The sequence below is a fragment of the Bradyrhizobium neotropicale genome (genome assembly GCF_001641695.1).
Taxonomy (GTDB): domain Bacteria; phylum Pseudomonadota; class Alphaproteobacteria; order Rhizobiales; family Xanthobacteraceae; genus Bradyrhizobium; species Bradyrhizobium neotropicale.
Genome location: NZ_LSEF01000026.1, coordinates 112,067 through 135,395, shown reverse-complemented (window position 1 = coordinate 135,395; position 23,329 = coordinate 112,067). Strand labels below are relative to the sequence as shown.

At 58.6% G+C, this 23,329-nt stretch carries 16 protein-coding genes and 4 pseudogenes; 16 read left to right on the top strand and 4 right to left on the bottom strand.

Going from position 1 to position 23,329, the window contains the following annotated elements; genetic code table 11:
* Positions 1–120: 120 nt before the first annotated feature.
* Positions 121–723, top strand: a complete 603-nt coding sequence (locus AXW67_RS40245) for a YecA/YgfB family protein (protein WP_347336742.1) — start codon at positions 121–123, stop codon at positions 721–723.
* A 1,665-nt stretch (positions 724–2,388) separates the two neighbouring features.
* On the opposite strand, the gene AXW67_RS42645 is transcribed toward AXW67_RS40245, so the two are convergent.
* The gene (locus AXW67_RS42645) at positions 2,389–2,778 is read right to left on the bottom strand and encodes a hypothetical protein (RefSeq protein ID WP_161491229.1); all 390 of its coding nucleotides are present in this window, start codon (positions 2,776–2,778) and stop codon (positions 2,389–2,391) included.
* An 830-nt stretch (positions 2,779–3,608) separates the two neighbouring features.
* On the opposite strand from AXW67_RS42645, the gene AXW67_RS44990 reads away from it, so the two are divergent.
* Positions 3,609–3,863 carry a hypothetical protein gene (locus AXW67_RS44990; protein WP_063677074.1) on the top strand — a complete coding sequence of 85 codons (255 nt, stop codon included), beginning with the start codon at positions 3,609–3,611 and terminating at the stop codon, positions 3,861–3,863.
* A gap of 485 nt (positions 3,864–4,348) precedes the next feature.
* On the opposite strand, the gene AXW67_RS05725 is transcribed toward AXW67_RS44990, so the two are convergent.
* Complete coding sequence (locus tag AXW67_RS05725; protein ID WP_063677073.1) at positions 4,349–5,011, bottom strand: tyrosine-type recombinase/integrase; 663 nt, start codon at positions 5,009–5,011, stop codon at positions 4,349–4,351.
* Positions 5,012–5,105: 94 nt separating this feature from the next.
* Here AXW67_RS05725 and AXW67_RS43775 point away from each other — a divergent pair, with 94 nt between their 5' ends.
* From AXW67_RS43775 to AXW67_RS40225, 3 genes and pseudogenes are all read left to right on the top strand, one after another.
* On the top strand, positions 5,106–5,432 hold the full coding sequence (locus tag AXW67_RS43775; protein WP_245315428.1) for an IS4/Tn5 family transposase DNA-binding protein: 327 nt from the start codon (positions 5,106–5,108) through the stop codon (positions 5,430–5,432).
* A gap of 61 nt (positions 5,433–5,493) precedes the next feature.
* On the top strand, positions 5,494–6,519 hold the full coding sequence (locus AXW67_RS05720) for an IS4 family transposase (protein WP_347336743.1): 1,026 nt from the start codon (positions 5,494–5,496) through the stop codon (positions 6,517–6,519).
* Between the two features lie 129 nt (positions 6,520–6,648).
* Positions 6,649–7,234: pseudogene (locus AXW67_RS40225) on the top strand (transposase domain-containing protein); the annotation flags it as partial.
* 228 nt (positions 7,235–7,462) lie between these two features.
* Here AXW67_RS40225 and AXW67_RS44985 read toward each other — a convergent pair.
* A pseudogene (locus AXW67_RS44985) lies at positions 7,463–7,833 on the bottom strand (transposase).
* On the opposite strand from AXW67_RS44985, the gene AXW67_RS43060 reads away from it, so the two are divergent.
* The 3 genes from AXW67_RS43060 (at position 7,774) to AXW67_RS05700 (ending at position 12,378) form a co-directional block, all read left to right on the top strand.
* Complete coding sequence (locus tag AXW67_RS43060) at positions 7,774–7,935, top strand: hypothetical protein (RefSeq protein ID WP_201723638.1); 162 nt, start codon at positions 7,774–7,776, stop codon at positions 7,933–7,935. The pseudogene AXW67_RS44985 and the gene AXW67_RS43060 sit on opposite strands and share 60 nt — an antisense overlap.
* A gap of 1,511 nt (positions 7,936–9,446) precedes the next feature.
* A complete protein-coding gene (gene glmS / locus AXW67_RS05705) occupies positions 9,447–11,273 on the top strand; it encodes a glutamine--fructose-6-phosphate transaminase (isomerizing) (protein WP_063677070.1) in 1,827 nt (608 codons plus the stop codon).
* 121 nt (positions 11,274–11,394) lie between these two features.
* On the top strand, positions 11,395–12,378 hold the full coding sequence (locus AXW67_RS05700; RefSeq protein WP_063677093.1) for a glycoside hydrolase family 28 protein: 984 nt from the start codon (positions 11,395–11,397) through the stop codon (positions 12,376–12,378).
* A 69-nt stretch (positions 12,379–12,447) separates the two neighbouring features.
* On the opposite strand, the gene AXW67_RS05695 is transcribed toward AXW67_RS05700, so the two are convergent.
* Positions 12,448–13,428, bottom strand: a complete 981-nt coding sequence (locus AXW67_RS05695; RefSeq protein WP_245315426.1) for a pectinesterase family protein — start codon at positions 13,426–13,428, stop codon at positions 12,448–12,450.
* 506 nt (positions 13,429–13,934) lie between these two features.
* Between AXW67_RS05695 and AXW67_RS05690 the strand changes: the two are divergent.
* The 8 genes and pseudogenes from AXW67_RS05690 to nifE form a co-directional block, all read left to right on the top strand.
* Positions 13,935–14,469 (top strand): annotated as a pseudogene (locus tag AXW67_RS05690) (nuclear transport factor 2 family protein).
* Positions 14,470–14,550: 81 nt separating this feature from the next.
* Positions 14,551–14,907 carry a 6-carboxytetrahydropterin synthase QueD gene (gene queD, locus AXW67_RS40215; protein WP_063702635.1) on the top strand — a complete coding sequence of 119 codons (357 nt, stop codon included), beginning with the start codon at positions 14,551–14,553 and terminating at the stop codon, positions 14,905–14,907.
* A gap of 586 nt (positions 14,908–15,493) precedes the next feature.
* A complete protein-coding gene (locus tag AXW67_RS05685; RefSeq protein WP_063677069.1) occupies positions 15,494–16,084 on the top strand; it encodes a LabA-like NYN domain-containing protein in 591 nt (196 codons plus the stop codon).
* Positions 16,085–16,307: 223 nt separating this feature from the next.
* Complete coding sequence (locus AXW67_RS05680; protein ID WP_245315432.1) at positions 16,308–17,120, top strand: SDR family NAD(P)-dependent oxidoreductase; 813 nt, start codon at positions 16,308–16,310, stop codon at positions 17,118–17,120.
* A 550-nt stretch (positions 17,121–17,670) separates the two neighbouring features.
* Entirely contained in the window at positions 17,671–18,561 is an 891-nt protein-coding gene (gene nifH, locus AXW67_RS05675) for a nitrogenase iron protein (RefSeq protein WP_063677067.1), read from the top strand.
* Between the two features lie 74 nt (positions 18,562–18,635).
* A complete protein-coding gene (gene nifD / locus AXW67_RS05670; protein WP_063677066.1) occupies positions 18,636–20,138 on the top strand; it encodes a nitrogenase molybdenum-iron protein alpha chain in 1,503 nt (500 codons plus the stop codon).
* Positions 20,139–20,217: 79 nt separating this feature from the next.
* Positions 20,218–21,777 carry a nitrogenase molybdenum-iron protein subunit beta gene (nifK, locus tag AXW67_RS05665; RefSeq protein WP_063677065.1) on the top strand — a complete coding sequence of 520 codons (1,560 nt, stop codon included), beginning with the start codon at positions 20,218–20,220 and terminating at the stop codon, positions 21,775–21,777.
* Between the two features lie 110 nt (positions 21,778–21,887).
* Positions 21,888–23,268 (top strand): annotated as a pseudogene (nifE, locus tag AXW67_RS05660) (nitrogenase iron-molybdenum cofactor biosynthesis protein NifE); the annotation flags it as partial.
* Positions 23,269–23,329 lie beyond the last annotated feature (61 nt).

Sequence of the window (23,329 nt, the reverse complement as noted above, 5' to 3'; positions counted from 1 at the left end):
GGCCTACCTGACCGATGTGCTGGAGCGCATCGTGTCCGGGCGAACCAGAAGCCATCAGCTGCGCGAGCTGCTCGCCTGGAACTGGAAGGCGGCGCGCCATCGCACCGCACAGGCTGCTGCATGAACGCGCGTCGCCATAAAGCAGCATCGTCGATGGCGTCAGCCGCGATGCCGCTTGCGGAGCTCGAGCGATGGCTCCAGGCTCGCGTCGATCGGCATCCTGCCGCCACCAGCATTCCCATGCTCGACGGCTATGCCGCCGCGATCGTAGCCGGACCGGTGTCGATGAGCCCGCTCGGCTGGATCTGCCCGCTGCTCGCCATCGACGCCGATGCTTTCAACCACGGCGGCACCCCGGAGTTCGCTGCGATCTCCGCTGTCGCGCTGCGCCATAACGAGATCAGCAACACCCTCTCGACCGCGCCCGATCGGTTCGAGCCGATGCACCGGCGCGAAGTCAATGGCGATATCGATCCGCGTCCGTGGTGTCAGGGCTTCTATGCCGCGATGCAGCTCAGACCGTCGGCGTGGGCGCCGTTGCTGGACGCCGGCAACGTCAATCACGGCCTGCTGCTGCCCATCCTGCTGCATGGTCGCGACGATCAGAGCCGTCCGCCGCTCGGATCACCGCAAGGCGGCCGTAACGCCTACGCCGAGATCCCGGCGGCCGTCGAGGCCTTGCGCCAGTACTGGATGCCTATCCGCTACCCACGCACACGCTGATCACCGCGGACGTGGGAGCTCATACCGGTTACGTTCAATGAATGCGTCCCCTTGATCTATGGTAGCAGCAGGGGGAGTTTGAAGCTCAGTCGAAGCGCCGCTGGGAGGCGCTCATGCAACGACCGCAGATGGCGGCCGCGAAATGCCGCCCGATTTTGCGACATCGAGCTTAGTTAGAGAGTGCACCTCTCTTGACGGTACCACGGCGGCAAGCGTCGTGAGATCCAAGACAGCGCGCGGGCAAGTGCGGGCACATCGGCGACGTTCGTGCGAAACCGCTGGATCGGGTCGTTAGTCGGCTTCGATGAGCGACGAGTGCTGATCGACGAGATCTCTCTCTCGCAGCGATGCTCACTGCGCAGCGCCACTTTCAAATCGGCTTGGCGCTGCAGCCGCGCAACTCACCCACCCTAACGTAACAACTGAAAACAGAAATCTGCATGGTGTGAGCCTCCTCGGGATTGGGGTCGTACGCATGCCTGCTCTTCGCGCCGACTACATCCGCCATACTCCCGCGAGTGCAACCATTGCGAAGTCCTGGCAAAGTACTGCGATTTGGAATGTAACGACATTTCTACCGGCAACACTGAGAAATGTCTGGTTATTCTCGAACCGACTTCTTTCGGAGCAAAAGGGGCATGACTTTTGGACCCGTCGGTACTTTGGCAAGTTTGATATGTTGGCTGCCTGTAGCAAACACACCTTCGAATTGATCTTCATGGTTGAGACGCGCGCTTGCTCTTAATGTGCTGTTGGGGGTGCTTTGGTTTCAGGGCGGTGACTTATCACTAGTGTTCTACGTTTTTCGTTCGCAACTGACCTGCCACAACGTCTTGGCTGGTTCGCAAGGTCGAGCGGCTCGTTTTCCAAGCGCGGAGACGCGCTTTCGAGATACGCCAACCGATTGCAGGCTCTCTCGATGTCCGGCCACGCGAATGCGGCACGCATGCTAACAAGACGCGACAATTCGCTGCATGGTACTGGCCCCAGATCCAGCGTGCCACAGGAGCTGTGGAGACTGGTGAGCTCGGGGGAGACCAGCGAACGGTAGGCACGGAACAAGGGCAAATCACGGGCGTCGACTGCGAATCTGACCTTATGGCCTAATTCGCACCTTCCGTGTCTTGCACCAAATATGCGGAAGAACCGCCAGAAGCCGCCGAACCTGATCGCTGTCCTTCGCCGCCGCGCCAACCGGCGCACCTCAACCGCTGTCAAATCCGTCCGAACCGCAATCGGCTGGCCCATGGCAACTCCCGTTGCCATGTTGAATCATCGACCCGCTGATTTGGAAAGCCCCCTAGAGTCAGCACCTGGGCGGATTGGTATTAAACCCAACTTGTGCTTCGCAAGCCCGTGCCAAATACACCGTATATGACCTAATAAGATCAAATGCGCTAACTCGCTTAATCGAGAGTCGGAAATATTGATAGCGTGCAATAGTGCGAAGGAGGGGATTAAAAGAAAAGGGTTACAACGACGGAGCAACAGTCGTACCAATAGTTGCTTGACTTATTTCATTTTTATCAATTCATAATACAGCAAACCCGCCGCCATGACGGGTGATAGGTGTAGCGAGCTACACTCGTAAGGTGAACAAAGTTCAAAAGACAATAAACCGACCAAACGCAACACCACCTAATGCCAGGCCAGACAGCGACTTGATCACTCGTCGTCATCGTCGTTGTCGTTGTCGTCCTCGCTGTTGTCCTCGCTGTTGTCCTCGCTGTTGTCCTCGCTGTTGTCCTCGCTGTTGTCCTCGCTGTTGTCCTCGTTGTTGTCATCGTTGTTGTCCTCGTTGTTGTCCTCGTCGTCCTCGTCGTCCTCGTTGTTGTCCTCGTCGTCCTCGTTGTTGTCCTCGTCGTCCTCGTCGTCCTCCTCCCGTATCGCGCGCCCCCAAGAGACAACGTCGATGTTACTCTCGTCGGGCGCGTCGCTGCGGATGGCAACGAACCAGGTATACCCATTATCAATGCACCACCCCGGCGCCTCAGCCGGATGCGTAGTCGATCTCACCTTCGTGGTGCCAGTGAGGCTGCCAGTCTGGACACACATACGTGCATCCGCCTGACTCATATAGAAGTACGTGAGGTCAACATCTTGCCCAAGATGGCCTTCGTATAATTCCCAGCGGTTGGCGATGGCGTTCGCCAGCGAGGCGGTATCGTCAACAGTGACTGGATCGCCAGCGTCCCACGACATCGAGAGAGAAGAAGAGACTGGAAATGAGATCAAAGCGAAGGTAATTAGGTTTGTGAGTAAGTTAAGGAGCCAAACGGGATTAAGTTTTATAAGCGAAGAGTGGCCTGTGCTGGCGATTGGGGGCACTCTTCCTTATTGGACCGGATTTTGGACGGTGACATTTGATGATCATTCGGAAAAGGCTAGACATTTTCCATATCGGCCCGCAGTGATCCACGAAATGATGCGGCAACTTCTGCATTGCGACTGCCATCGTCTGTCCTTATCCAAAAAGCGAAATCCTTTCGCCTCACCAAGGGTCGATATCCATCGTGAGCGCATCGACACACAAAGTGCCCCTTTGCAGAATCGTAGAGCGATTTCAGCATTATCGCCCCTTGCTTTCATCAACTCGTGAAAGGGCGCGCGTTGACTAGACCAATAGAGTTTAGCCCTTGGGAAATACAGATGGTTCTCGTGGGTCCTTCTCGTAAGACTTCTTGGCCTTGTGGGAAGGCGCGGTTCGCGCCGAATGGAAATTCCAAACGCCGCTATCACTTTAACTCACCGAGGCCCGAAGGGCGACAACGTTGCATCTCCAAAAGCCAACCGTCCTCGCCGAATGAGGACGATGCATGCTGACCTTGCTCCGCGGGCTTAATCCAGGTTGAAGTTCGCTCTGGCAAAAGACGAGGACAGAGAGGATGAAGCGCAGCTGCGTTTCGGAAGAGCAGATCATCTGGATTTTGACGGAGCACGAGGCCGTGTGTAGCGCGACGATCTGGGAGAGAGGCGCGCTGCCGCGCACGCTCGACCAAGCCATACCGGCGTCGTTGGCTCTCGAGATTGTTGACGACCTGATACGCTGTGGATTGGCGGATATACACGAAAGCGGCGCGTACCAGGTGCGCGGGGGTAATCTTATTCATTGCCTGCTCCCTTTTTGCCGTTGGCTGTAGGCTCGTTAGCCGGCTTCGTCGCTGCTTCCATCAGCAATGCTCGCAGAAGGGCCGACGCCTTCTGGTGTTTGGTGCCAATCATGTCGCTGGGCTGGGTTAGGGGAAGGAACAGATCCATTTGCGTACGACACTGCCTTATCCTCCGGGGCTTTCTTCCTCCGGACGACAGGGTACGAGATGATCAACCAGATTACGCAATTGAAGGAGTTGGCTGACGGGAAGGCGGGGACTCGTTACAATCTCTGTCGAACATGCCGACGGATCGAACATCCAGCCTGGCACCTGGAAGGAGCCGCCATGCGGTTTCCGAATCAGGCAATAATGAACACCGTCGTGCTCATGGTCGCCGGTCACCAGGACCATCCTGGCCAGCCAGCGGGTGGAACGGATAGGTTATCACGGCTTCGAATGTCAAAAACCCGGCACTATCGCCCATGTCTCGGCGCCTTCACTGCCGGCGAACAAGTAATTCTTCTTTCCCAGGCCTATCGGCTTGATGCTGCGCTCGGCCGAGATCTCAATCGCGCGTCGAGATCGCCGAGCGGGCTTCTGGCCCGTGCGATCAGATTGGTTGCGACTTGCGTGTAGCGCTCCGTCGATGGCAGTGGCGCATGGCCAAGAAGGACTTGGGTGAGCTGGATGTCGGTACCGCGCCCGTAAAGGCGTGTAGCAAAGCTGTGCCGCAGAACATGCGCAGTCACCTGCTTATCGAGGGCGGCATGTTGACGAGCTTTGCGGCAAGCCTCTTGCAGCGTGGCGACGCTCACCGGATCGTCTGGATTGCGCCCCGGAAACAGCCAGTGGCGCGGTTTGGTCAGACACCAGTAGGATCGCAGGATGCTGAGCAGCCGCGGCGACAGCATCACGTAACGATCCTTGCCGCCCTTGCTAGCGGTGATCAGGATCAGCATGCGCTTGCTGTCGATGGCGCTGGGCTTCAGGCGGCTGACCTCGCCGACCCGTAACCCGGCAGCATAGGCCGTCACCAGCGTAACGCGGTCGCGCAGGGCCGGTACAGCCTCCAGGAAACGGGCGACTTCCTCCGCACTCAGCACCAGCGGTTGCTTGATCGGCTCGCGGGCCGGAATAATGTTCTCGACCGCCTCCTTGCGCCGTATGCGTCCGGTGAAGCTTTCAATTACCCACATTTGGCCGAGTAGGCTGAGGGGAGCGCATAAGCTGTTTCATCGCAGGAATCGACCGTGATTCCTTGTCTGGCACCGATTCGCGGGGGCGGTGCCAATGGACGGAGAAGCAGACGCATGGTTTGATCGGGAGCTCGCAGGCTGTAGCCTTGCAGACGAGCGCCTGAACAAGCGGCTCCGCAAACTGGTAGCGCAGATCGGTGGCGCCATGGGCCAAAGCATCCCGTTGGTCTGCCAGGATTGGGCTAACACCAAGGCGGCCTATCGCTTTTCTCAAATGACCGAGTTAGCGAGGCGGAAATCCTGGGTGGTCACTTTCGATCGACGCGTGACCGCACGGTCGCCGCCGATGGTCCCATTCTTGTACTCCATGACACGACGGAGTTCACCTATCAAAGAGAGAACACGGAAGCGATCGGGATAACCAAGAGCATAAACAGCGGGCGCGACAAGGCGGGCGTCTAAGATCGCACACGGTTTGCGGCATCCTGATGCACTCGAGCCTTGCGGTGACGATCGAGGGGCTGCCGCTCGGGCTGGCGGCCGTCAAATTCTGGACCCGGAAGAAATTCAAAGGAACCGCGGCGCTAAAGAAGAAGATCAATCCAACGCGTGTTCCCATTGAGAAGAAGGAAAGCATCCGGTGGTTGGAGAATGTCCAACAATCCACCGAGCGTCTCGGTGACGCGGGACGATGCGTCCACATCGGCGATCGCGAGAGCGATATCTACGAGCTTTTCTGCGCCGCTCGCGAAGCCGGAACGCATTTCCTGATCAGGACCTGCGTCGATCGCTTGGCTGGAGACGGCGATCACACGATCGCTGACGAAATGGAAGAAGTCGCGGTCAAAGGCGTGCATCGCATCGATCTCAGAGACAACAACGGCAATCCGGATCAAGCCGTTCTCGAGATCAGGTATCGCAAGCTTCGCGTCCAGCCGCCGATCGGTAAGCAAAGGCGCTATCCCACGCTAACCTTGACGGTAATCCATGCCGAAGAGCGCGGCACGCCGAAGAACCGAAAGAAGATCGAGTGGAAATTGATTACCGATCTGCCTGTTTGCTCTCGCGGGGACGCCATCGAGAAGCTCGAATGGTATGCTTTGAGATGGAAGATCGAGGTGTTCCACAAGATCCTCAAATCGGGTTGCAAGGCGGAGGAATCGAAGCTCAGGACCGCCCAGCGCCTCGCCAACTTGATCTCCGTCTTTTGCATTCTGAGCTGGCGCGTCTTCTGGATGACGATGCTCAATCGTTCAGCCCCCAACGCACAGCCGACTCTCGCATTGACTGCGACCGCAATTACTGTGCTCGACCGCCTTGTGAACGACAGGCCCCGAGCTCGAAGAAAAACGCTCTCGCATTATCTGAACAAGATTGCCAGGCTCGGTGGCTATCTCGCCCGCGCCAACGACCCCCCACCCGGCAACACCGTCATGTGGCGCGGCCTATCTCGCCTGACCGACATCGCGTTGGGCGCCGCGGTCGGGCCAGAAATTGTGGGTAATTGAAAGCCGGTGAAGGCCGCCTTGTCAGGTGAGGCGCGGTATTGAGAACTGTCCTTATGGACAGTGATAAGGTCAGCGCCCAAGTCGGGCGGATCGAAGTGGTTGAGACGCGATATAACGACGCTGAAGGCAATGCTGCGTGCCGAGCGTGCGGCCCGGTTAGCCGCGGAAGCGGAGGCCCAGGCGCGGACATTGCTGATCGAGAAGCTCAAGCTCACGATCAAGAAGCTGCGGCACGAGCAGTTCGGGCAATCCTCGGAGCGCGGAGCGTTGTTGGATCAGCTCGAGTTGCAGCTCGCCGATCTGGACGTGACTGAGACGCTGGAGCTCATTCCACGGCAGTGGAAAGTGATCCAGCATGTGCGCGAGAAGTTCGTCTGCAGGGCCTGCGAAGCGATCACGCAACCGCCGGCCCCCTCCTCACACCCGATCGCGCGTGGACGTGCGGGAGCCACGCTCCTCGCTCACATCCTGTTCGCCAAATACGGCCTGCACCTGCCGCTCAATCGTCAGAGCGATGTCTACCAGCCACGAAGGCATCGACCTCGATGTCTCGACGCTCGCCGACTGGGTGGGCGCGGCCGCGGCAACCCTGATGCCGCTGGTCGAGGCGATCCGGAACCATGTCTTCGCTGCTGAGCGCATCCACGCTGACGACACCACGGTGCCGGTCCTGGCCAAGGGCAAGACCCGGACCGGTCGGCTCTGGACCTATCTATGGACGGTCCCCGCTTTGCAAGAACATTTGCTTTGTTACGGCTAACGATCGTTTGCAGCTATCTATCCGGCTTTATGGCATTGCCACGAGCCTTGATGAGATCCGCGGATCGGCGCCCAATTACGTTGGCGAGCTCGATGCTCGATAGGTCCAACGGGCTTAGCCGACCCCGGTCCGACCGGTTGCCATCACTCTGCTATTGCCCTCGCAAACGGAACCATGCTCGACTCACACTGGAGAGCGGTATTCTTCACCATTAGCCATGATCGCCCAAGCGATCCGGGCAGTTTTGTGAGCAAGGGCCACCGTCACCACGTTGAAGGGACGCCTGTCCAACAACTCTGTTATCCAGGTATTTGTCACCTGATGGATACGGACGCGATGAACGGCTGCTCTGGCGCCATGTATCAACAATTTGCGAATATATCCGTCGCCCCGCTTACTGATGCCGCCCAAACGCTCCTTCCCCCCGTCGAGTGCTGCTTCGGTACCAACCCAAGCCAGGCCGCAAAATGCCTGGCCGAAGCGAACTGTTGTGGATGATCGACGGCCGCCGCCAGGGCGGTGGCAGCGAATGGACCGATGCCGGCCACTTTCATAAGACGGCGACAAACCTCGTTATCGCGCGCGGTTGCGAGGATCACCTTCTCGGAGCTTTCAATCTTGAGCTCAAGGTCTTCGATCTGTTCGACAAGGGTTGAAAGAGCGCGGCGTGCGCCACTATGAAGCGCAAAGAGGAGACCTGCACCAAATATGCGGAAGACCCATTGATTGTCGCACTCTTCCCACCCAGATCGTCGCGCTATATCCGATCATGATGTATTCAGGCGCATTCTCCGTGCAATCGATTTGTCAGCGATCGATGCCACCATCGGACGCGCGGGGCCGGCCGGCTGGAAACGATACCTTAACGAGCTGTGTGAGGACGTCAACGCCGCTTATGAGCGGGAGAGCGATGAGAGGTGAGGCCGGACGAGCTTGGCACCGGATGCGCGACCCGATTCGCCAATTTGTGGGTGCGCGGGGAGGCTGAAAGCCTCGCCCGGTGGCTGTGGGCGAAGCCGACTGCAAGAATACATATCTAGGATGGATGGATCGTATCAAAACAATTGATTTTACTGATTGTGGAGGCTGACCAATATAGAGCCATCGGTCTGACTAGTTGAGCTCGTTTCAATGATTGACAATTCTGGCGCCTCCGTTTCGCGCAATTCTGGCCTGTGTGCGGACTGTCGAACGAGGCATATGGCGACTTCGCCTAGCATTCTTCCCGTATTGGCAAGCTGGATGGCCCCGATCCCACACCGCAATCCGTCCGGAAATCTGGTGGTCGGCGAACCTTGCATGGCTCTTTGGTGCGAGGCTCGCGCCCTCCGAGCAACTGAACCTGCGTCCTCCTCGTAACGAGCCGACGCAAACGCCAGGAGCTTTTCAGCCGGGCCAAGGGCTCGCATCTCCGCACGTCGTCAAACCGATTGACGGAGATGAGGGGACCGGCCTCCTTGAGTGCGAGAGAGGTCCTTCTTACGCGCTCGAGCCATTCTGATGCGGTGGCAAGATCCTCGCGCCAGCTCTCAGCCGACTCAAGGGGCTTATCTGCGGCACAGCTAGATGCGGAGAAGACCAGTGCGAGGCAAGAGCGTCTGTGATGCGCAGCTTTGCCCTGCGACCGAGAATCGGAGCAGAGCATCAGGAATCGATCTGGTGCAGAACTGGCCGGCAATCATGAAGTGCATATTAGTGAATCGTAGGATGCCGTACGGAGTCTCCCTCTGCGCGGAGTGTCACCGCCCCCTCGAAGGAGGCTACGTACGCGATATGTCTACGCGGGCAGCCTTACTGCGATTACGATTGTTATCTTCACGAGCAGACGAGGCGCCTGTTTATGCCGTGGCGACTTATGACAGGATCCGAGAGTGGCGGAGCGCTCGACTATTCGGCCCATGTGAGAGCTTTCACGTCCTTGGTGGCTGCGTCCTGCTGGTACTCGATCTCATTTGCCAGAGCTGCGCTGCGGGTGGGGCAGCTGATGACCGCAGAACTCTTGAGGAAGTAGCTTGCGCACGATTGCTCAAAGCTGTTGGGGCTGACAGCGGCGGGCGGTCGTACCTTATTGCCGTTCTGCAGGACTGACAGCTGGTCCTGACGCGTGAATTTCGTGAGTGACGCTTGCCGTTTTTGAAGATGATTCGAGCTGGAGTTCGTTACCGTCGTGTGTGGCATTATTGGTATTGTGGGCCGCGAACCGGTTGTGGATCGTTTGATCGATTCACTCAGACGGCTCGCATATCGCGGCTATGATTCTGCAGGTATTGCGACGCTGGAGCACGGAGCCCTTACCTGCCGGCGTTCCGTAGGCAAGCTGAACAATCTCGAGCACTGTTTGCGAGAGGGGCCGGTGGGCGGACACACCGGGATCGGCCACACCAGGTGGGCTACACATGGCAGACCGACGGAAAGCAACGCGCATCCCCAAATAACCGCGAATGTTGCCGTGGTCCATAACGGCATCATCGAAAACTTCCGCGAGCTGCGTGCCGAGCTCGAAGCCGAAGGCGCCAGATTCGTCTCCGAAACCGATACCGAGGCGGTTGCGCAGCTTGTCGAATTCTATCTGAAACGGGGTTATTCGCCGCAAGAGGCGGTGAAGGCATCCTTGCCGAGGCTACAGGGCACCTTTGCGCTCGTCTTCTTGTTCAAGGGCCATGATGATCTCATGATCGGCGCCCGCAAGGGCTCGCCGCTCGCGATCGGATATGGCCGCGGCGAGATGTATCTGGGCTCGGACGCCATGGCGCTCGCGCAGCTCACCGAAGACATCTGCTATCTTGAAGAAGGCGACTGGGCCGTGCTGACGCGGAACGAGAGCGTGATTTATGACGCGCAAGATAGGCTTGCCCGCCGCGAGGTGCTGAAATCCGACATATCGCCGTTCCCGGTAGACAAGGCGAACTACCGCCACTTCATGGCCAAGGAAATTCATGAGCAGCCGGAGGTGATGGGCCGCACGCTAGCGCGCTATGTCGACGTGACGGCCGAGCGCATTAAGCTGTCGCAAGAACTGCCCTTTCACTTTTCGGACATTCAGCGGATCTCGATCACGGCTTGCGGCACCGCAAGCTATGCCGGCTCTATTGCCAAATATTGGTTCGAGCAGCTCGCCCGTATGTCGGTCGAACTCGACGTCGCCTCAGAGTTCCGCTATCGCGAGCCGCTTCTGCGAAAGGGCGATCTCGCAATCTTCATCTCACAATCGGGCGAGACGGCCGATACGCTCGCGGCGCTGCGCTATGCCAAAACACAACAGGTGCACACGCTCTCGGTCGTCAACGTGCCGACCTCGAGCATTGCGCGCGAGAGCGAGACCGTGCTGCAGACGTTCGCCGGTCCGGAGATCGGAGTCGCCTCGACCAAAGCATTTACAGGCCAGCTCATGGTGCTGGCAGCGCTCGCCGTGGCGGCGGGAAAGGCTCGCGGCGAGCTGTCCGAGTCAGATGAGATCCGGCTCGTGCGGGAATTGTTGGAGATCCCAAGGCTGATTGCCGCCGCGCTTGGGAGCGAGCCCCAGATCGAAAAGGTCGCACGCGAGATCGCCAAATCGCGCGACGTGCTCTACCTTGGCCGCGGCACTTCGTTCCCGCTGGCGCTCGAAGGCGCGCTGAAACTGAAGGAAATCTCCTACATCCACGCGGAAGGCTACGCCGCCGGCGAGCTTAAGCACGGACCGATTGCCCTCATTGGCGAGAACATGCCGGTGGTGGCGATTGCGCCGTATGATCAGGTATTCCATAAGACTGTCTCGAACATGCAGGAAGTCGCAGCACGTGGCGGCAACATCATCCTCATGACGGATGCGAAGGGTGCCTCGGAAGCAATAGCACACACGCTCGCCACCATCGTGCTCCCGGATATGGCTGCCACGTTTGCACCGATGGTCTATGCCATCCCGGTCCAGCTTTTGGCCTATCATGCTGCGATGATGATCGGCACGGATGTCGACCAGCCGCGCAATCTGGCGAAATCGGTGACCGTCGAATAGGTCGTCTCCGAGCTAGTTCGAGCACCTGGCGCTGTGCCTCCGGATCAGACGAGCTGCGGCGCTCCGCTTCACGATTGATCAGCCACTCCAAGCGAGGTGAGCAAGACATATGGCGCTATCGATGAGAAATGCCCTCCGCTACCCGCCATTGCTGTCCGCCGTTATCGTGCTGGCTCTTTACGCCGTCGCCCAGGCGCAAGATCGCCGCCACGTCGTCCAACCCGTTGCGCCCACAGACGTCTGCGCCCGCCTGGTGCCCTCCAGCACGAACGAGACGGCCAGGCTACAAGAGGCCATTGCCCACTGTCGCGCCGGCGCAGCTGTCTATTTGTCAGGCGGGGCCTTTCTCGCAGGCCCTCTTGAGATGAAATCCGGCGTAACGCTCTGGATCGAGCGCGGCGCGACACTTTTTGCGATCGCCGACCCGACCCTCTATGACAAGGGCCCAAGAAGCTGCGGTCGCATCGATCGCAGAGGAGACGGCTGTCGCCCGTTCATCAGCTTTTCGAAGACGCGCGGCGGCGGCGTCATGGGGGAGGGCTCCATCGATGGCCAGGGCGGTGCGGTCATGACTGGCACCAAAGAGACTTGGTGGCAGCTGGCGCGGCGCGCGCAAAGCGAGGGCGGCAATCAGAACGTCCCGCGCCTCATACAGATCGATCATGCACAAGACATTGCCTTCCACCGCATCACCTTGCGCAATGCGGCGAACTTCCACGTGGCGATGAACCGGGTCGAAGGTGCGACGTTCTGGGGCGTCACCATCGATGCCCCGGCCGACGCCCGCAACACCGATGGGATCGATCCGGGCGCAAGCGAGGATGTGACCATCACCCACAGCTCTATCCGCACCGGCGATGATAATGTGGCCATCAAAGCCGGCAACAACGGCCCTAGCCGCCATATCTCGATATTGGTCATGCGCGGACTGGACCAGGGGCACGCTCTGAAGCTCCTGCTTGACGACGTGCGATTTTCCGATCGCGCAACCTGGCAGGTGGAGAATGCCGATGTGGCGGCTTCCGGCATTTGGCCGCCTTTGCAGGGGGCAGCTGGCGCGCCGGCCTCAGGCTCGTGGGTCGGATGCGCCAAGGCATTTCGCTGACATCTTTCCTTGGACCGGTCGTCGTGAGACCAAAGCGGCGGCAAGCGGTCCAAGACGCCATGGCTGCTCCTATTTCATATCTTGATTGCCGGCTGGAAGCCAGGCGGTGTCGTTGCCGAAAAATGCCCTTAGCGACCATCCTCCGGCTTCGCTGTCTGTCAGCTGATGGGAGTAAGGCTCGCGTCGTCCGGGAGTGGCCCCGATACCCGTCGATTTGTATTCGGCATAAAAGGCTGTCTTCAGTCTCTCGGTCTTGTCGCGATCCCACTCGCTCCAGCCTTCTGCGATCACCGGCGCATCCATCTTGGTGAAGAGGAAAATCACCGTTGCGTAAGGGCGCCAGGGGCGACCGAGCACAATTTCGTGTGCACGAGGATCAGCCGTCAGGATGCAATGATCGAAGACATAGGCACTGTCCTGATCCGGCGCGTCCTTGCTTTGAGCAGTGTAGACGACGGCGTGATTAGCAATGCCGTGCAACTCACAGTGATCAAAATAGGCCCTGGCATTGCCGAATACGAAGTCCACGTGTCCCTCGATGTAGCAGTCCGAGAAGTATTGCCGCGACATTTTGCCCTTCGACTTGCTACCTGCAAACAGCGTGTCCTGTGCGCCCAGCAGGCGGACGCGAGTGATAACGTTCCTGTCTCCGACAAGCGACAATGCCACGGCCTGCGACGGCGGATTGTCGGGATTTTGCGAGTAATCGTTTTGGATGCTCAGATTGTCGAGCCGAAAGTCGTCTCCAGACGATTCCAAGGTCGCGGAATGCGAGGTTCCTCCCACTTTGATGGCACCGTCGCCATAGAGTAAAATTGTATCGTTCGGCCTCTTTCCAGTGCCCCGCAGATGAACGCCGGGTTTGAACACCTTGATCTTCTCACGATAGATGCCCGGCGCTATCAGGATATCGCCGCCCAGCGCTGGTAAGGCGTCTATGGCCTCCTGTACGGAGCGGTAGGCTCTGCCGCCGGATTGAGAGACCAGAAGTGGCTCGGCGCGTGCCTGAAGGCCGAAGCATCCGGCCAGGACGGCGGCGGGAATCGACAAGAATCGTATAAGCAGCGCAATCTCCTTCTGGTTAGCTGCAGGACTGATTTGTCGGACGCCTCGAACCGACACTCGACTTCTGACGGTCCGAGCCGAAATGAAATTCCATCAATAGCTACAGTGTTGGATCCGAGCCAAGTCAGTCCTCCAGTCTAGCCGGAGCGTCCCAAACGTTACATCCTGACATCCTTTCATACCGCCACAGACGACGGCATGAGCCGGAGTAGGGGAGCGGCGCATCGCATCGGTCCCGGCGTAAGCGCAAGCGCGCAGCACGACGCAATCGCGTGGCATTCCGCCGTGTCCATTTTGCGACATCCATGTCCGAAGCACGACGCGAGGATTGAATGGATTGTCACTCCAACACGAAATGTGGCCTTTGCCTTCTGCGCTCCAAGTCGCACAAACCGGCTTTTGGCACGCCGATTGCTGTAGCCAAAAGGCCATTTGAGGCGCCGCTCGCGGCTCGAGGCGACGGCCTCTGATCAGCTTAAGGTAATTGGTGGATGCAACCTCGGGATTTGTCCGAACTCCTCGATAGAGAAGCGATTCGCGATTGCATCTACCGCTATTGCGGGGGCATCGACCGGGCCGACGAGGCTACCCTGCGGAGCACCTACTGGCGGGATGCAACGGATCAGCATGGTATCTATGCCGGCCGGTACAAGGCTTCTTTGAGTGGGCACGCGAGATTTTCAGAACGAACGGCCGCAGCTTCCACATGGTCGGCAACAGCCTGATTGAATTTCTCGATTCGGATCACGCGGCTGCAGAGACTTATTTCATGGCCTTTCAGCGACTTCCGATGCCAGATGACGTTGTCGAGCAGCTTCTGATCGCAGGGCGATATTGTGACCGTTTCGAGAAGCGCGGCGACGAGTGGCGGGTGTCCAAGCGAATTGTGGTCTTCGACTGGATCGAAGAGCAGTCAACGCCGCGCGAAAGCGAAGAACTCAAGTTCGGTTCGCGAACGCCGATCGGAGCAAGGTTCCGGACGACCCGATATACGACGTGCTCAACCGTTCACGCAGTCCGTCGTAATTGGCGTCTTGTTCAGATCCGCGCCAAACAGCTGATTGGTTCAGCTCAATCCTATTGATGCGATCCAACATGGGGCCTGCCATGAAGATATCACAAGCGTTCAAGTTTAGAGCCGCTCACCGGCTCCCGAATGTGCCGTCGACGCATGGGTGTAGCCGCGTGCACGGACATTCCTATAGAGTCGAAGTTTATCTTGAGGGGCCCGTGGATCCGGTCAATGGAATCGTCGCCGACTTTTCCGCCATCGACGAATCCATTGTTGGAATCATGACGACACTTGATCACCGCTATCTGAACGAAGTTCAGGGTTTGGAGAACCCGACGGCAGAAAGGATTGCGGAGTGGATCTGGGAGAGACTGAACGACGGGTTACCTCGAATGTCGTCCGTTCGAGTTTATGAAACCGCGGACTGTTGGGCTGAGTACGATGGACGATGAAGAAGGCTGCCGCCGAAGAAGCGAGTGTGGAGATCTCGGTTTGGTTCAGCGTCAGCGTGTCCTCAAACGGCTTGCGTCGCCGTCATGGACGACGACTTTTCGTCACCACGAAAGGGCAGTTTGGCAAAGTACAATGTGACGCAACGTCAGGTTCAATAGGTTTGCGAGATTCCGAGAAAGATATTCGCTGCCGCTTGCAGAGTGGGTTTGTTGGCCTAAGTTTTGCCACGCTACTCGTTTCATTCAACTCGGCATCATCACGGATGTACTGGTGGTGCAGAGGGGGACCCGGCGCGCTTTTTAAGACCTGGCAAGGTGCGTCGGGTACCTCGGCTGGCGCGGGCGATCTCCCTCAGAACGTATCCGGTTACGCAGCGGAATGGCTCTCTCAAAGGCGTTGGGAGCTTCCCGGCACGCCGTCCGAGAGGGGCATTATCTCAAGTCGAGGAACTTAGAAGCAGATATGATGTTGTCTTGCTCCTTCGCAAGCAGCTGATCTGGTTCGCGGCTAACGGTTGGGTCGGTCGGAGCCGCTTTGTCTTACAATCGAATTACTCGCGGAACTTTCGCGGCAGGTGAACAGAGCATGTCCTATTCCAAACGCAAGATCGCACTCTTTATCGATGGGCCAAATCTCTATGCCGCAGCCAAGTCGGTCGGATTCGATATCGACTACAGGCACTTGCTCAACGAATTCAAAGACCGCGGCTCATTGCTGCGTGCGTTCTATTATACGGCGATCATTGAGGATCAGGGGCACCCGCCGGTCCGTCCGCTCGTCGACTGGCTCGACTACAACGGTTACACCGTCGTCACCAAGCCAGGTAAGGAATTTGTCGATGTCGGCGGACGCCGCAAGGTTAAAGCCAACATGGACATTGAGCTCACCGTCGATGCGATGGATCTCGCTCAACACATCGACGAGATGGTTCTGTTCTCCGGCGACGGCAACTTCCGGTCACTTCTCGAGGCCGTGCAGCGACGGGGCGTCCTTGTCACCGTAATCTCCACGCTTGCTAGTCAGCCGCCGATGATCGCGGATGAGTTGCGTCGTCAAGCCGACGTCTTCACGGACCTTGTCGAATTGCGACCACGGATTGGACGCGATCCGTCCGCTCGCGCCTCGTTCCGCGAGCCGCGTCTCGTACGCAATAGCGCCGTCGGCGTGCCTTCATGATCTAGAAGCTAGCTTCCTTTCAGCTAGAAGACGATAGCGTTTGGCTAAAGCAAGCGTGGCTCTCGTTTAAGCCCACCATGGTGCCGCGAGGCCGATGTCGGACCGGAGGTTCTGATCCGCTGCTCATGGCCCAGTTCTTGCTCAGAGCGCCGCTGTGGATGTCGCGCCACATCAATAATGTTTAGGAGCTAGCTTGCCTCTCGATCGACCGTATCGCGACAGTATTGCTGGTCCGATCTCTCAATCGGCCCTCGCGCTTTGTCCGGCTCACGGCGACAGGTCGCCTGCGCAACGATATGGTGAGGTAAAAACGGTTGTCTTGACCGGCGCCTCGCGCGGTATCGGTCACGCCACGGGGAAACTGTTTTCGGAGGCGGGTTGGCGGATCATTTCCTGCTCACGCCAGCCCTTCGATGGCGGTCGATGCCCATGGCATTCCGGGACCGACAACCATATCCAGGTTGAGCTGAGCGACCACCGCGCATTGCCGCGCCTGATCGCCGAGATCAAGGCGCGCCTGGACGGTGAGCCGCTTCATGCCTTGATCAACAACGCCGGCATTTCACCAAAGACGGCAAACGGCAGCCGGATGAATTCGCTGAGCACGCCGGTCGACACTTGGATGCAGGTATTCCACGTCAATCTACTCGCGCCGATCTTGCTGGCACAGGGTTTGTTTGACGAATTGAAGGTGGCGTCAGGCTCTATCGTCAATGTCACCTCAATTGTCGGTTCTCGCGTGCATCCGTTCGCCGGGACCGCCTATGCGACCTCCAAGGCCGCGCTTGCCTGCTTAACGCGCGAGATGGCGCACGACTACGCGCCGTTCGGCATTCGCGTCAACGCGATCGCGCCCGGCGAAATCAAGACCGATATTCTGTCGCCAGAAACCGAGGCTCAACTGGCGCCGGTCATACCCCTGCACCGTGTCGGCACGCCGGACGAGGTTGCAAAGGTTATCCTCTTCCTTTGCTCGAACGCGGCGAGCTACATCACGGGTGCGGAAGTGCCAATCAATGGCGGACAGCACGTGTGATCTACGAAAGGCCGGTCGCGAAAATCCACGACTTGTGCTGAAAAAAGCCAATAGGTCTCTTTCGCGATACGCCACGGGATGCATCCGCAGAAAAAGAGACGATTGCGCTAAGGCGGAGCGCCGGCATCGGATGTGCCCTAGAGTCGCTTGTCAGTAGGACTGATCGCCAGCTTCTCCACTCGGGGCAAGTTGCTTTGCAAGAAACCGAAACGAGTTGATGGACGCCCGTGGAGTGAGCGTTACATCGTGATCGATCCAGCCTCGCCGGAGCATGGCCGATATCACTTCTCACTCACTGTTTCATTTCTGACACGAGACTTCGAAGTCAAACTCGGATGCTGGCCGCGCGTCGCATTTGCGACAATCTCCATCTGCGCCCGTATCTATCTCTACTTGCGCGGTTTTTTCTGTCGGGCCTGGGCTGGCACACTCGTTGCACAACACTTGGCAAGTCGAGCCCACGTATCAGGAGAGGATGCGAGCCGGGCAAGTGGCGATGGGACATGAGAGAGCAGGACGGCGATCGTCGATCGGCCGGAGGGAGAATAGAATGTCTTCACTGAGACAAATTGCGTTTTACGGCAAGGGTGGTATCGGCAAATCGACGACATCTCAGAACACGCTCGCAGCGCTTGCGGAGATGGATCACAAGATCCTGATCGTCGGCTGCGATCCCAAGGCGGACTCGACCCGACTGATCCTGCACGCCAAGGCGCAGGACACGATCTTGAGCCTGGCAGCGAACGCCGGCAGCGTTGAGGACCTCGAGATCGAAGACGTCATGAAGGTCGGCTACAAGGATATCCGCTGCGTCGAGTCCGGCGGGCCGGAGCCAGGGGTGGGGTGCGCAGGCCGGGGCGTCATCACCTCGATCAACTTCCTGGAAGAGAATGGGGCCTATGAGGACATCGACTACGTGTCCTACGACGTGCTCGGCGACGTCGTCTGCGGCGGGTTTGCAATGCCGATCCGGGAGAACAAGGCACAAGAGATCTACATCGTGATGTCCGGGGAGATGATGGCGATGTATGCCGCCAACAACATCTCGAAGGGCATTCTGAAGTATGCCAGTTCCGGCGGCGTGCGCCTCGGCGGGCTGATTTGCAACGAGCGGCAAACGGACAAGGAGTTGGAGCTGGCGGAAGCACTTGCCAAGAAGCTCGGAACCCAGCTGATCTACTTTGTGCCGCGCGACAATATTGTGCAGCACGCGGAGCTGCGCCGCATGACGGTGCTGGAATATGCCCCCGACTCCAAGCAGGCGGATCACTATCGCAATCTCGCGGCGAGAATCCACAACAATGGCGGCAAGGGCATCATTCCGACCCCGATCAGCATGGACGAACTTGAGGACATGCTGATGGAGCACGGCATCATGAAGGCGGTCGACGAGGACCAGGTGGGCAAAACCGCCGCCGAGCTGGCAGTCCAGTCGGCCTGAGACGGACGCCAAATTCGGGGTCTTGAGCGAGTATCGGTTTGTATAGCGCAGAGGATGACACGAAGGAACTTCGTATGACCCAAGCCACCAGCCAGAGCGCCGCAGAGATCAAGGCGCGGAATAAACAGCTCATCCAGGAAGTTTTGAAAGTCTATCCGGAGAAGACCGCCAAGCGGCGCGCCAAGCACCTCAACGTCCATGAGGCCGGAAAATCCGATTGTGGCGTCAAGTCGAATCTCAAATCGATCCCCGGCGTGATGACCATCCGTGGCTGCGCCTATGCCGGCTCCAAGGGTGTGGTGTGGGGGCCGATCAAGGACATGGTCCACCTCAGCCATGGTCCGGTCGGCTGTGGCCAGTATTCCTGGGGGTCTCGGCGCAACTACTATGTCGGCACCACCGGCATCGATACTTTCGTGACCATGCAGTTCACCTCCGATTTCCAGGAAAAGGACATCGTCTTCGGCGGTGACAAGAAGCTCGTCAAGATTATCGACGAGATCCACGAGCTGTTTCCGCTCAACCACGGCCTCACCATCCAGTCGGAATGCCCGATCGGTCTGATCGGCGACGACATTGAAGCCGTGTCGAGATCCAAATCCAAGGAATATAACGGTAAGACCATCGTGCCGGTGCGCTGCGAGGGATTCCGTGGCGTGTCGCAGTCGCTGGGTCACCACATCGCCAACGACGCCGTGCGCGACTGGATATTCGACAAGATCGCGCCGGATAAGGCCCCGTCCTTCGAGTCAACGCCCTACGATGTCGCGATCATCGGCGACTACAACATTGGGGGCGACGCCTGGTCCTCGCGCATTCTCCTGGAAGAAATGGGGCTGCGAGTGATTGCGCAGTGGTCTGGTGACGGAAGTCTTGCCGAGCTCGAGGCGACGCCGAAGGCGAAGCTGAACATTCTGCACTGTTATCGGTCGATGAACTACATATCTCGCCACATGGAGGAGAAGTTCGGCATTCCCTGGTGCGAATACAACTTCTTTGGTCCGTCGAAGATCGCCGAGTCGCTGCGCAAGATCGCAACGTACTTCGACGACAAGATCAAGGAAGGCGCCGAGCGCGTCATCGCCAAGTATCAGCCGCTGATGGATGCGGTGATCGCCAAGTACCGCCCGCGCCTGGAAGGCAAGACGGTGATGCTCTTCGTCGGGGGGCTGCGGCCGCGCCACGTGATCGGTGCCTATGAAGATCTCGGCATGGAGGTCGTCGGCACAGGCTACGAGTTCGGTCACAATGACGACTACCAGCGCACCGCCCAGCGCTACGTTAAGGACGGAACGCTGATCTATGACGACGTGACCGGCTACGAATTCGAGCGCTTTGTCGAAAAGATCCAGCCGGATCTTGTCGGTTCCGGAATCAAGGAGAAATACGTCTTCCAGAAGATGGGCGTGCCGTTCCGGCAGATGCATTCATGGGACTATTCGGGCCCGTATCACGGCTATGACGGATTTGCGATTTTCGCCCGCGACATGGACATGGCGATCAATTCGCCGGTCTGGAAAATGACCAAGGCGCCTTGGACGAACTCCCCTCAGCCGACCCTGATGGCGGCGGAATGAGCAAACGACACGGCTCGCCCCAAGCGGTGCGAGCTGGTGCGACAGGCGATGAAACAGGAAGCCGATAAAGAGTGCCACAATGACGCAGAACGCCGAACACGTGCTCGATCATCTTGAGCTGTTCAAAGGCCAGGAATACCAGCAGATGCTGGCCAATAAGAGGGCGCTATTTGAATGCCCGCATGATCCCGCAGAAGTCGAGCGCATCCGGGAGTGGTCCAAGACACCTGAATACCGAGAGAAAAACTTTGCTCGCGAAGCCTTGACTGTGAACCCGGCGAAGGCCTGCCAGCCTCTCGGAGCCGTGTTTGTTTCCGCCGGCTTTGAGGGAACGCTGCCCTTCGTGCATGGTTCGCAGGGCTGCGTGGCCTATTATCGCAGCCATTTGTCCCGGCATTTCAAGGAACCCAGCTCCTGCGTCTCCTCCTCGATGACGGAAGATGCAGCCGTGTTCGGCGGCCTGAACAACATGATCGACGGGCTTGCCAACTCTTACAACATGTACAAACCCAAAATGATCGCGGTCTCCACCACCTGCATGGCCGAGGTGATCGGCGACGATCTCAACGCCTTCATCAAGACCGCAAAGGAAAAGGGCTCAGTGCCGGCGGAGTTCGACGTTCCGTTCGCCCATACGCCAGCTTTTGTCGGCAGTCACGTCAACGGTTACGATCATGCACTCAAAGGCATATTGGAGCACTTCTGGGACGGCAAGGCCGGCAGCGCGCCCAAGCTAGAGCGCAAGCAAAATGGTAAGATCAACGTCATCGGCGGCTTCGATGGCTACACCGTCGGCAACCTTCGCGAGATCAAGCGAATTCTGGAACTGATGGAGATCGAGTACACGATTCTCGGCGATAACAGCGACGTGTTCGACACGCCGACCGATGGCGAGTTCCGCATGTATGGCGGTGGCACCAGCTTGCACGACGCGGCGAATGCGGTTCACGCCAAGGCAACCATCTCTATGCAGCAGTATTGCACGGAGAAAACGCTGCCGTTTGTTGAGGATCATGGCCACAAGATTCTCGCATTCAACTATCCCCTCGGCGTCGGCGCCACCGACGATTTCCTGATGGCCTTGTCGCGTATCACGGGCAAGCCAATACCGAAGGCCTTGGAGCAGGAGCGTGGGCGGCTGGTCGACGCCATCGCGGATTCCAGCAGCCACATCCACGGCAAGAAGTTTGCAATCTACGGCGATCCCGACCTGTGCTACGGACTTGCAGCCTTCTTGCTCGAGCTCGGTGCCGAGCCGACCCATGTGCTCTCGACGAATGGCGGCAAGGCCTGGGAAGAGAAAATGCGGACGCTGTTTGCCAGCTCGCCCTTCGGGCAGAATTGCCATGTCTATCCTGGCAAGGACCTCTGGCACATGCGCTCGCTCTTGTTCACCGAGCCGGTCGACTTCCTGATCGGAAATACCTATGGGAAATATCTGGAGCGCGACACAGGCACGCCGCTGATCCGGATCGGCTTTCCGATATTCGATCGACATCACCATCACCGATACCCCGTCTGGGGATATCAGGGCGGTATCAACGTGCTGGTGAAGATCCTCGACAAGATCTTCGACGAAATCGACAAGCACACGAACATCGCGGGCAAGACGGACTACAGCTTCGATATCGTTCGCTGATGCGGCCACGCATCTTGGCCTTATCGCCCGTTGTCGCAGCTTCCGGCGCGGGCGCAGACTATCGTCTGCGCCTGGACCGGGAAGCCATCGGCCCATGCAAGGGGACATTGATGAGTTCGCTATCGACCAAGATCCAGGATGCCCTCAGCGAGCCGGGCTGCGCGAGGAACGTCAATAAATCGGAAGCCGAGCGCAGGAAGGGCTGCACCAAGCAGCTGCAGCCGGGCGGCGCCGCCGGCGGCTGCGCCTTCGATGGCGCAAAGATAGCGCTGCAGCCGGTGACCGATGTCGCCCACCTTGTCCACGGCCCGATCGCCTGCGAAGGCAATTCCTGGGACAACCGCAGCTCCGTCTCCTCCGGCCCCGACCTCTGGCGCAGGAGCTTTACGACGGACATGGATGAGATGAACATCGTGTTCGGTGGCGAAAAGCGGCTCTATAAAGCGATCCGGGAGGTCGTCGAGAAGTACGATCCGCCGGCCATCTTCGTCTACCAGACGTGTGTGCCCGCCATGATCGGCGACGATATCAATGCAGTCTGCAAGGCAGCTGCGAGGCGGTTCGGAAAGCCCGTCATTCCCGTCAATTCGCCGGGTTTCGTTGGCTCAAAGAACCTCGGCAGCAAGCTTGCCGGCGAGGCGCTGTTCGAGCACGTTATCGGCACGCAGGAACCCGACATCACGACACCGTACGACATCAATCTCGTCGGTGAGTTCAATCTGTCCGGCGAGCTCTGGCAGGTCAAGCCGTTGCTCGACCAGCTCGGCATCCGCATTCTGTCCTGCATCTCTGGCGATGCCAGATATCGCGACATAGCCTGCTCGCACCGCGCAAAAGCCGCGATGGTCGTTTGCTCCAAAGCGTTGATCAACGTCGCGCGCAAGATGAAGGAGCGCTACGGTATCCCCTTCTTCGAAGGCTCGTTCTACGGCATTCAGGATTCCAGCGACTCGCTACGCAATATTGCGCGCATGCTGATTGCACGCGGCGCGCCAACCGAGCTGATGACCCGGACCGAGGCCGTCATCTCCCGAGAGGAGGCAAAGGCCTGGGCCGCGATCGACGGTTTCAAGCCGCGGTTTGCCGGGAAAAAGGCGCTGCTGGTCACGGGCGGCGTAAAGTCCTGGTCGGTCGTGGCCGCGCTGCAGGAAGCGGGCCTCGAGATTGTCGGAACGTCCGTGAAGAAGTCGACGAGGGAAGACAAAGAACGCATCAAAGAGCTGATGGGCCAGGACGCTCACATGATCGAAGAGATGAGCGCGCGCCAAATGTACGAGATGCTGAAGGACGCGAAGGCCGACATCATGCTGTCCGGCGGAAAGTCGCAGTTCGTTGCGCTGAAGGCCGCCATGCCGTGGCTCGACATCAACCAAGAACGGTCTTACGCCTATTTGGGGTATGCCGGCATGGTGAAGCTCATGGAGGAGATCGACAAGGCGTTGTACAATCCGATCTGGGACCAACTCCGCAGACCGGCGCCATGGGAATCCGTAAGCCACAGCGCTTGCGAGGGGAGGATGCGTGACAGACCGGCTGTGCATGCTGCGCCTCG

What these genes read in the sequence shown, in the direction of transcription:
- AXW67_RS42645 (WP_161491229.1), bottom strand. Translation starts at nt 2,778, where the DNA reads ATGTGTGTCCAGACTGGCAGCCTCACTGGCACCACGAAGGTGAGATCG.
- AXW67_RS05700 (WP_063677093.1), top strand. Translation starts at nt 11,395, where the DNA reads ATGAGAAATGCCCTCCGCTACCCGCCATTGCTGTCCGCCGTTATCGTG.
- AXW67_RS40245 (WP_347336742.1), top strand. Translation starts at nt 121, where the DNA reads ATGAACGCGCGTCGCCATAAAGCAGCATCGTCGATGGCGTCAGCCGCG.
- AXW67_RS43775 (WP_245315428.1), top strand. Translation starts at nt 5,106, where the DNA reads ATGGACGGAGAAGCAGACGCATGGTTTGATCGGGAGCTCGCAGGCTGT.
- AXW67_RS05685 (WP_063677069.1), top strand. Translation starts at nt 15,494, where the DNA reads ATGTCCTATTCCAAACGCAAGATCGCACTCTTTATCGATGGGCCAAAT.
- nifH (WP_063677067.1), top strand. Translation starts at nt 17,671, where the DNA reads ATGTCTTCACTGAGACAAATTGCGTTTTACGGCAAGGGTGGTATCGGC.
- AXW67_RS44990 (WP_063677074.1), top strand. Translation starts at nt 3,609, where the DNA reads ATGAAGCGCAGCTGCGTTTCGGAAGAGCAGATCATCTGGATTTTGACG.
- AXW67_RS05725 (WP_063677073.1), bottom strand. Translation starts at nt 5,011, where the DNA reads ATGTGGGTAATTGAAAGCTTCACCGGACGCATACGGCGCAAGGAGGCG.
- nifD (WP_063677066.1), top strand. Translation starts at nt 18,636, where the DNA reads ATGACCCAAGCCACCAGCCAGAGCGCCGCAGAGATCAAGGCGCGGAAT.
- nifK (WP_063677065.1), top strand. Translation starts at nt 20,218, where the DNA reads ATGACGCAGAACGCCGAACACGTGCTCGATCATCTTGAGCTGTTCAAA.
- AXW67_RS43060 (WP_201723638.1), top strand. Translation starts at nt 7,774, where the DNA reads ATGATCGACGGCCGCCGCCAGGGCGGTGGCAGCGAATGGACCGATGCC.
- queD (WP_063702635.1), top strand. Translation starts at nt 14,551, where the DNA reads ATGAAGATATCACAAGCGTTCAAGTTTAGAGCCGCTCACCGGCTCCCG.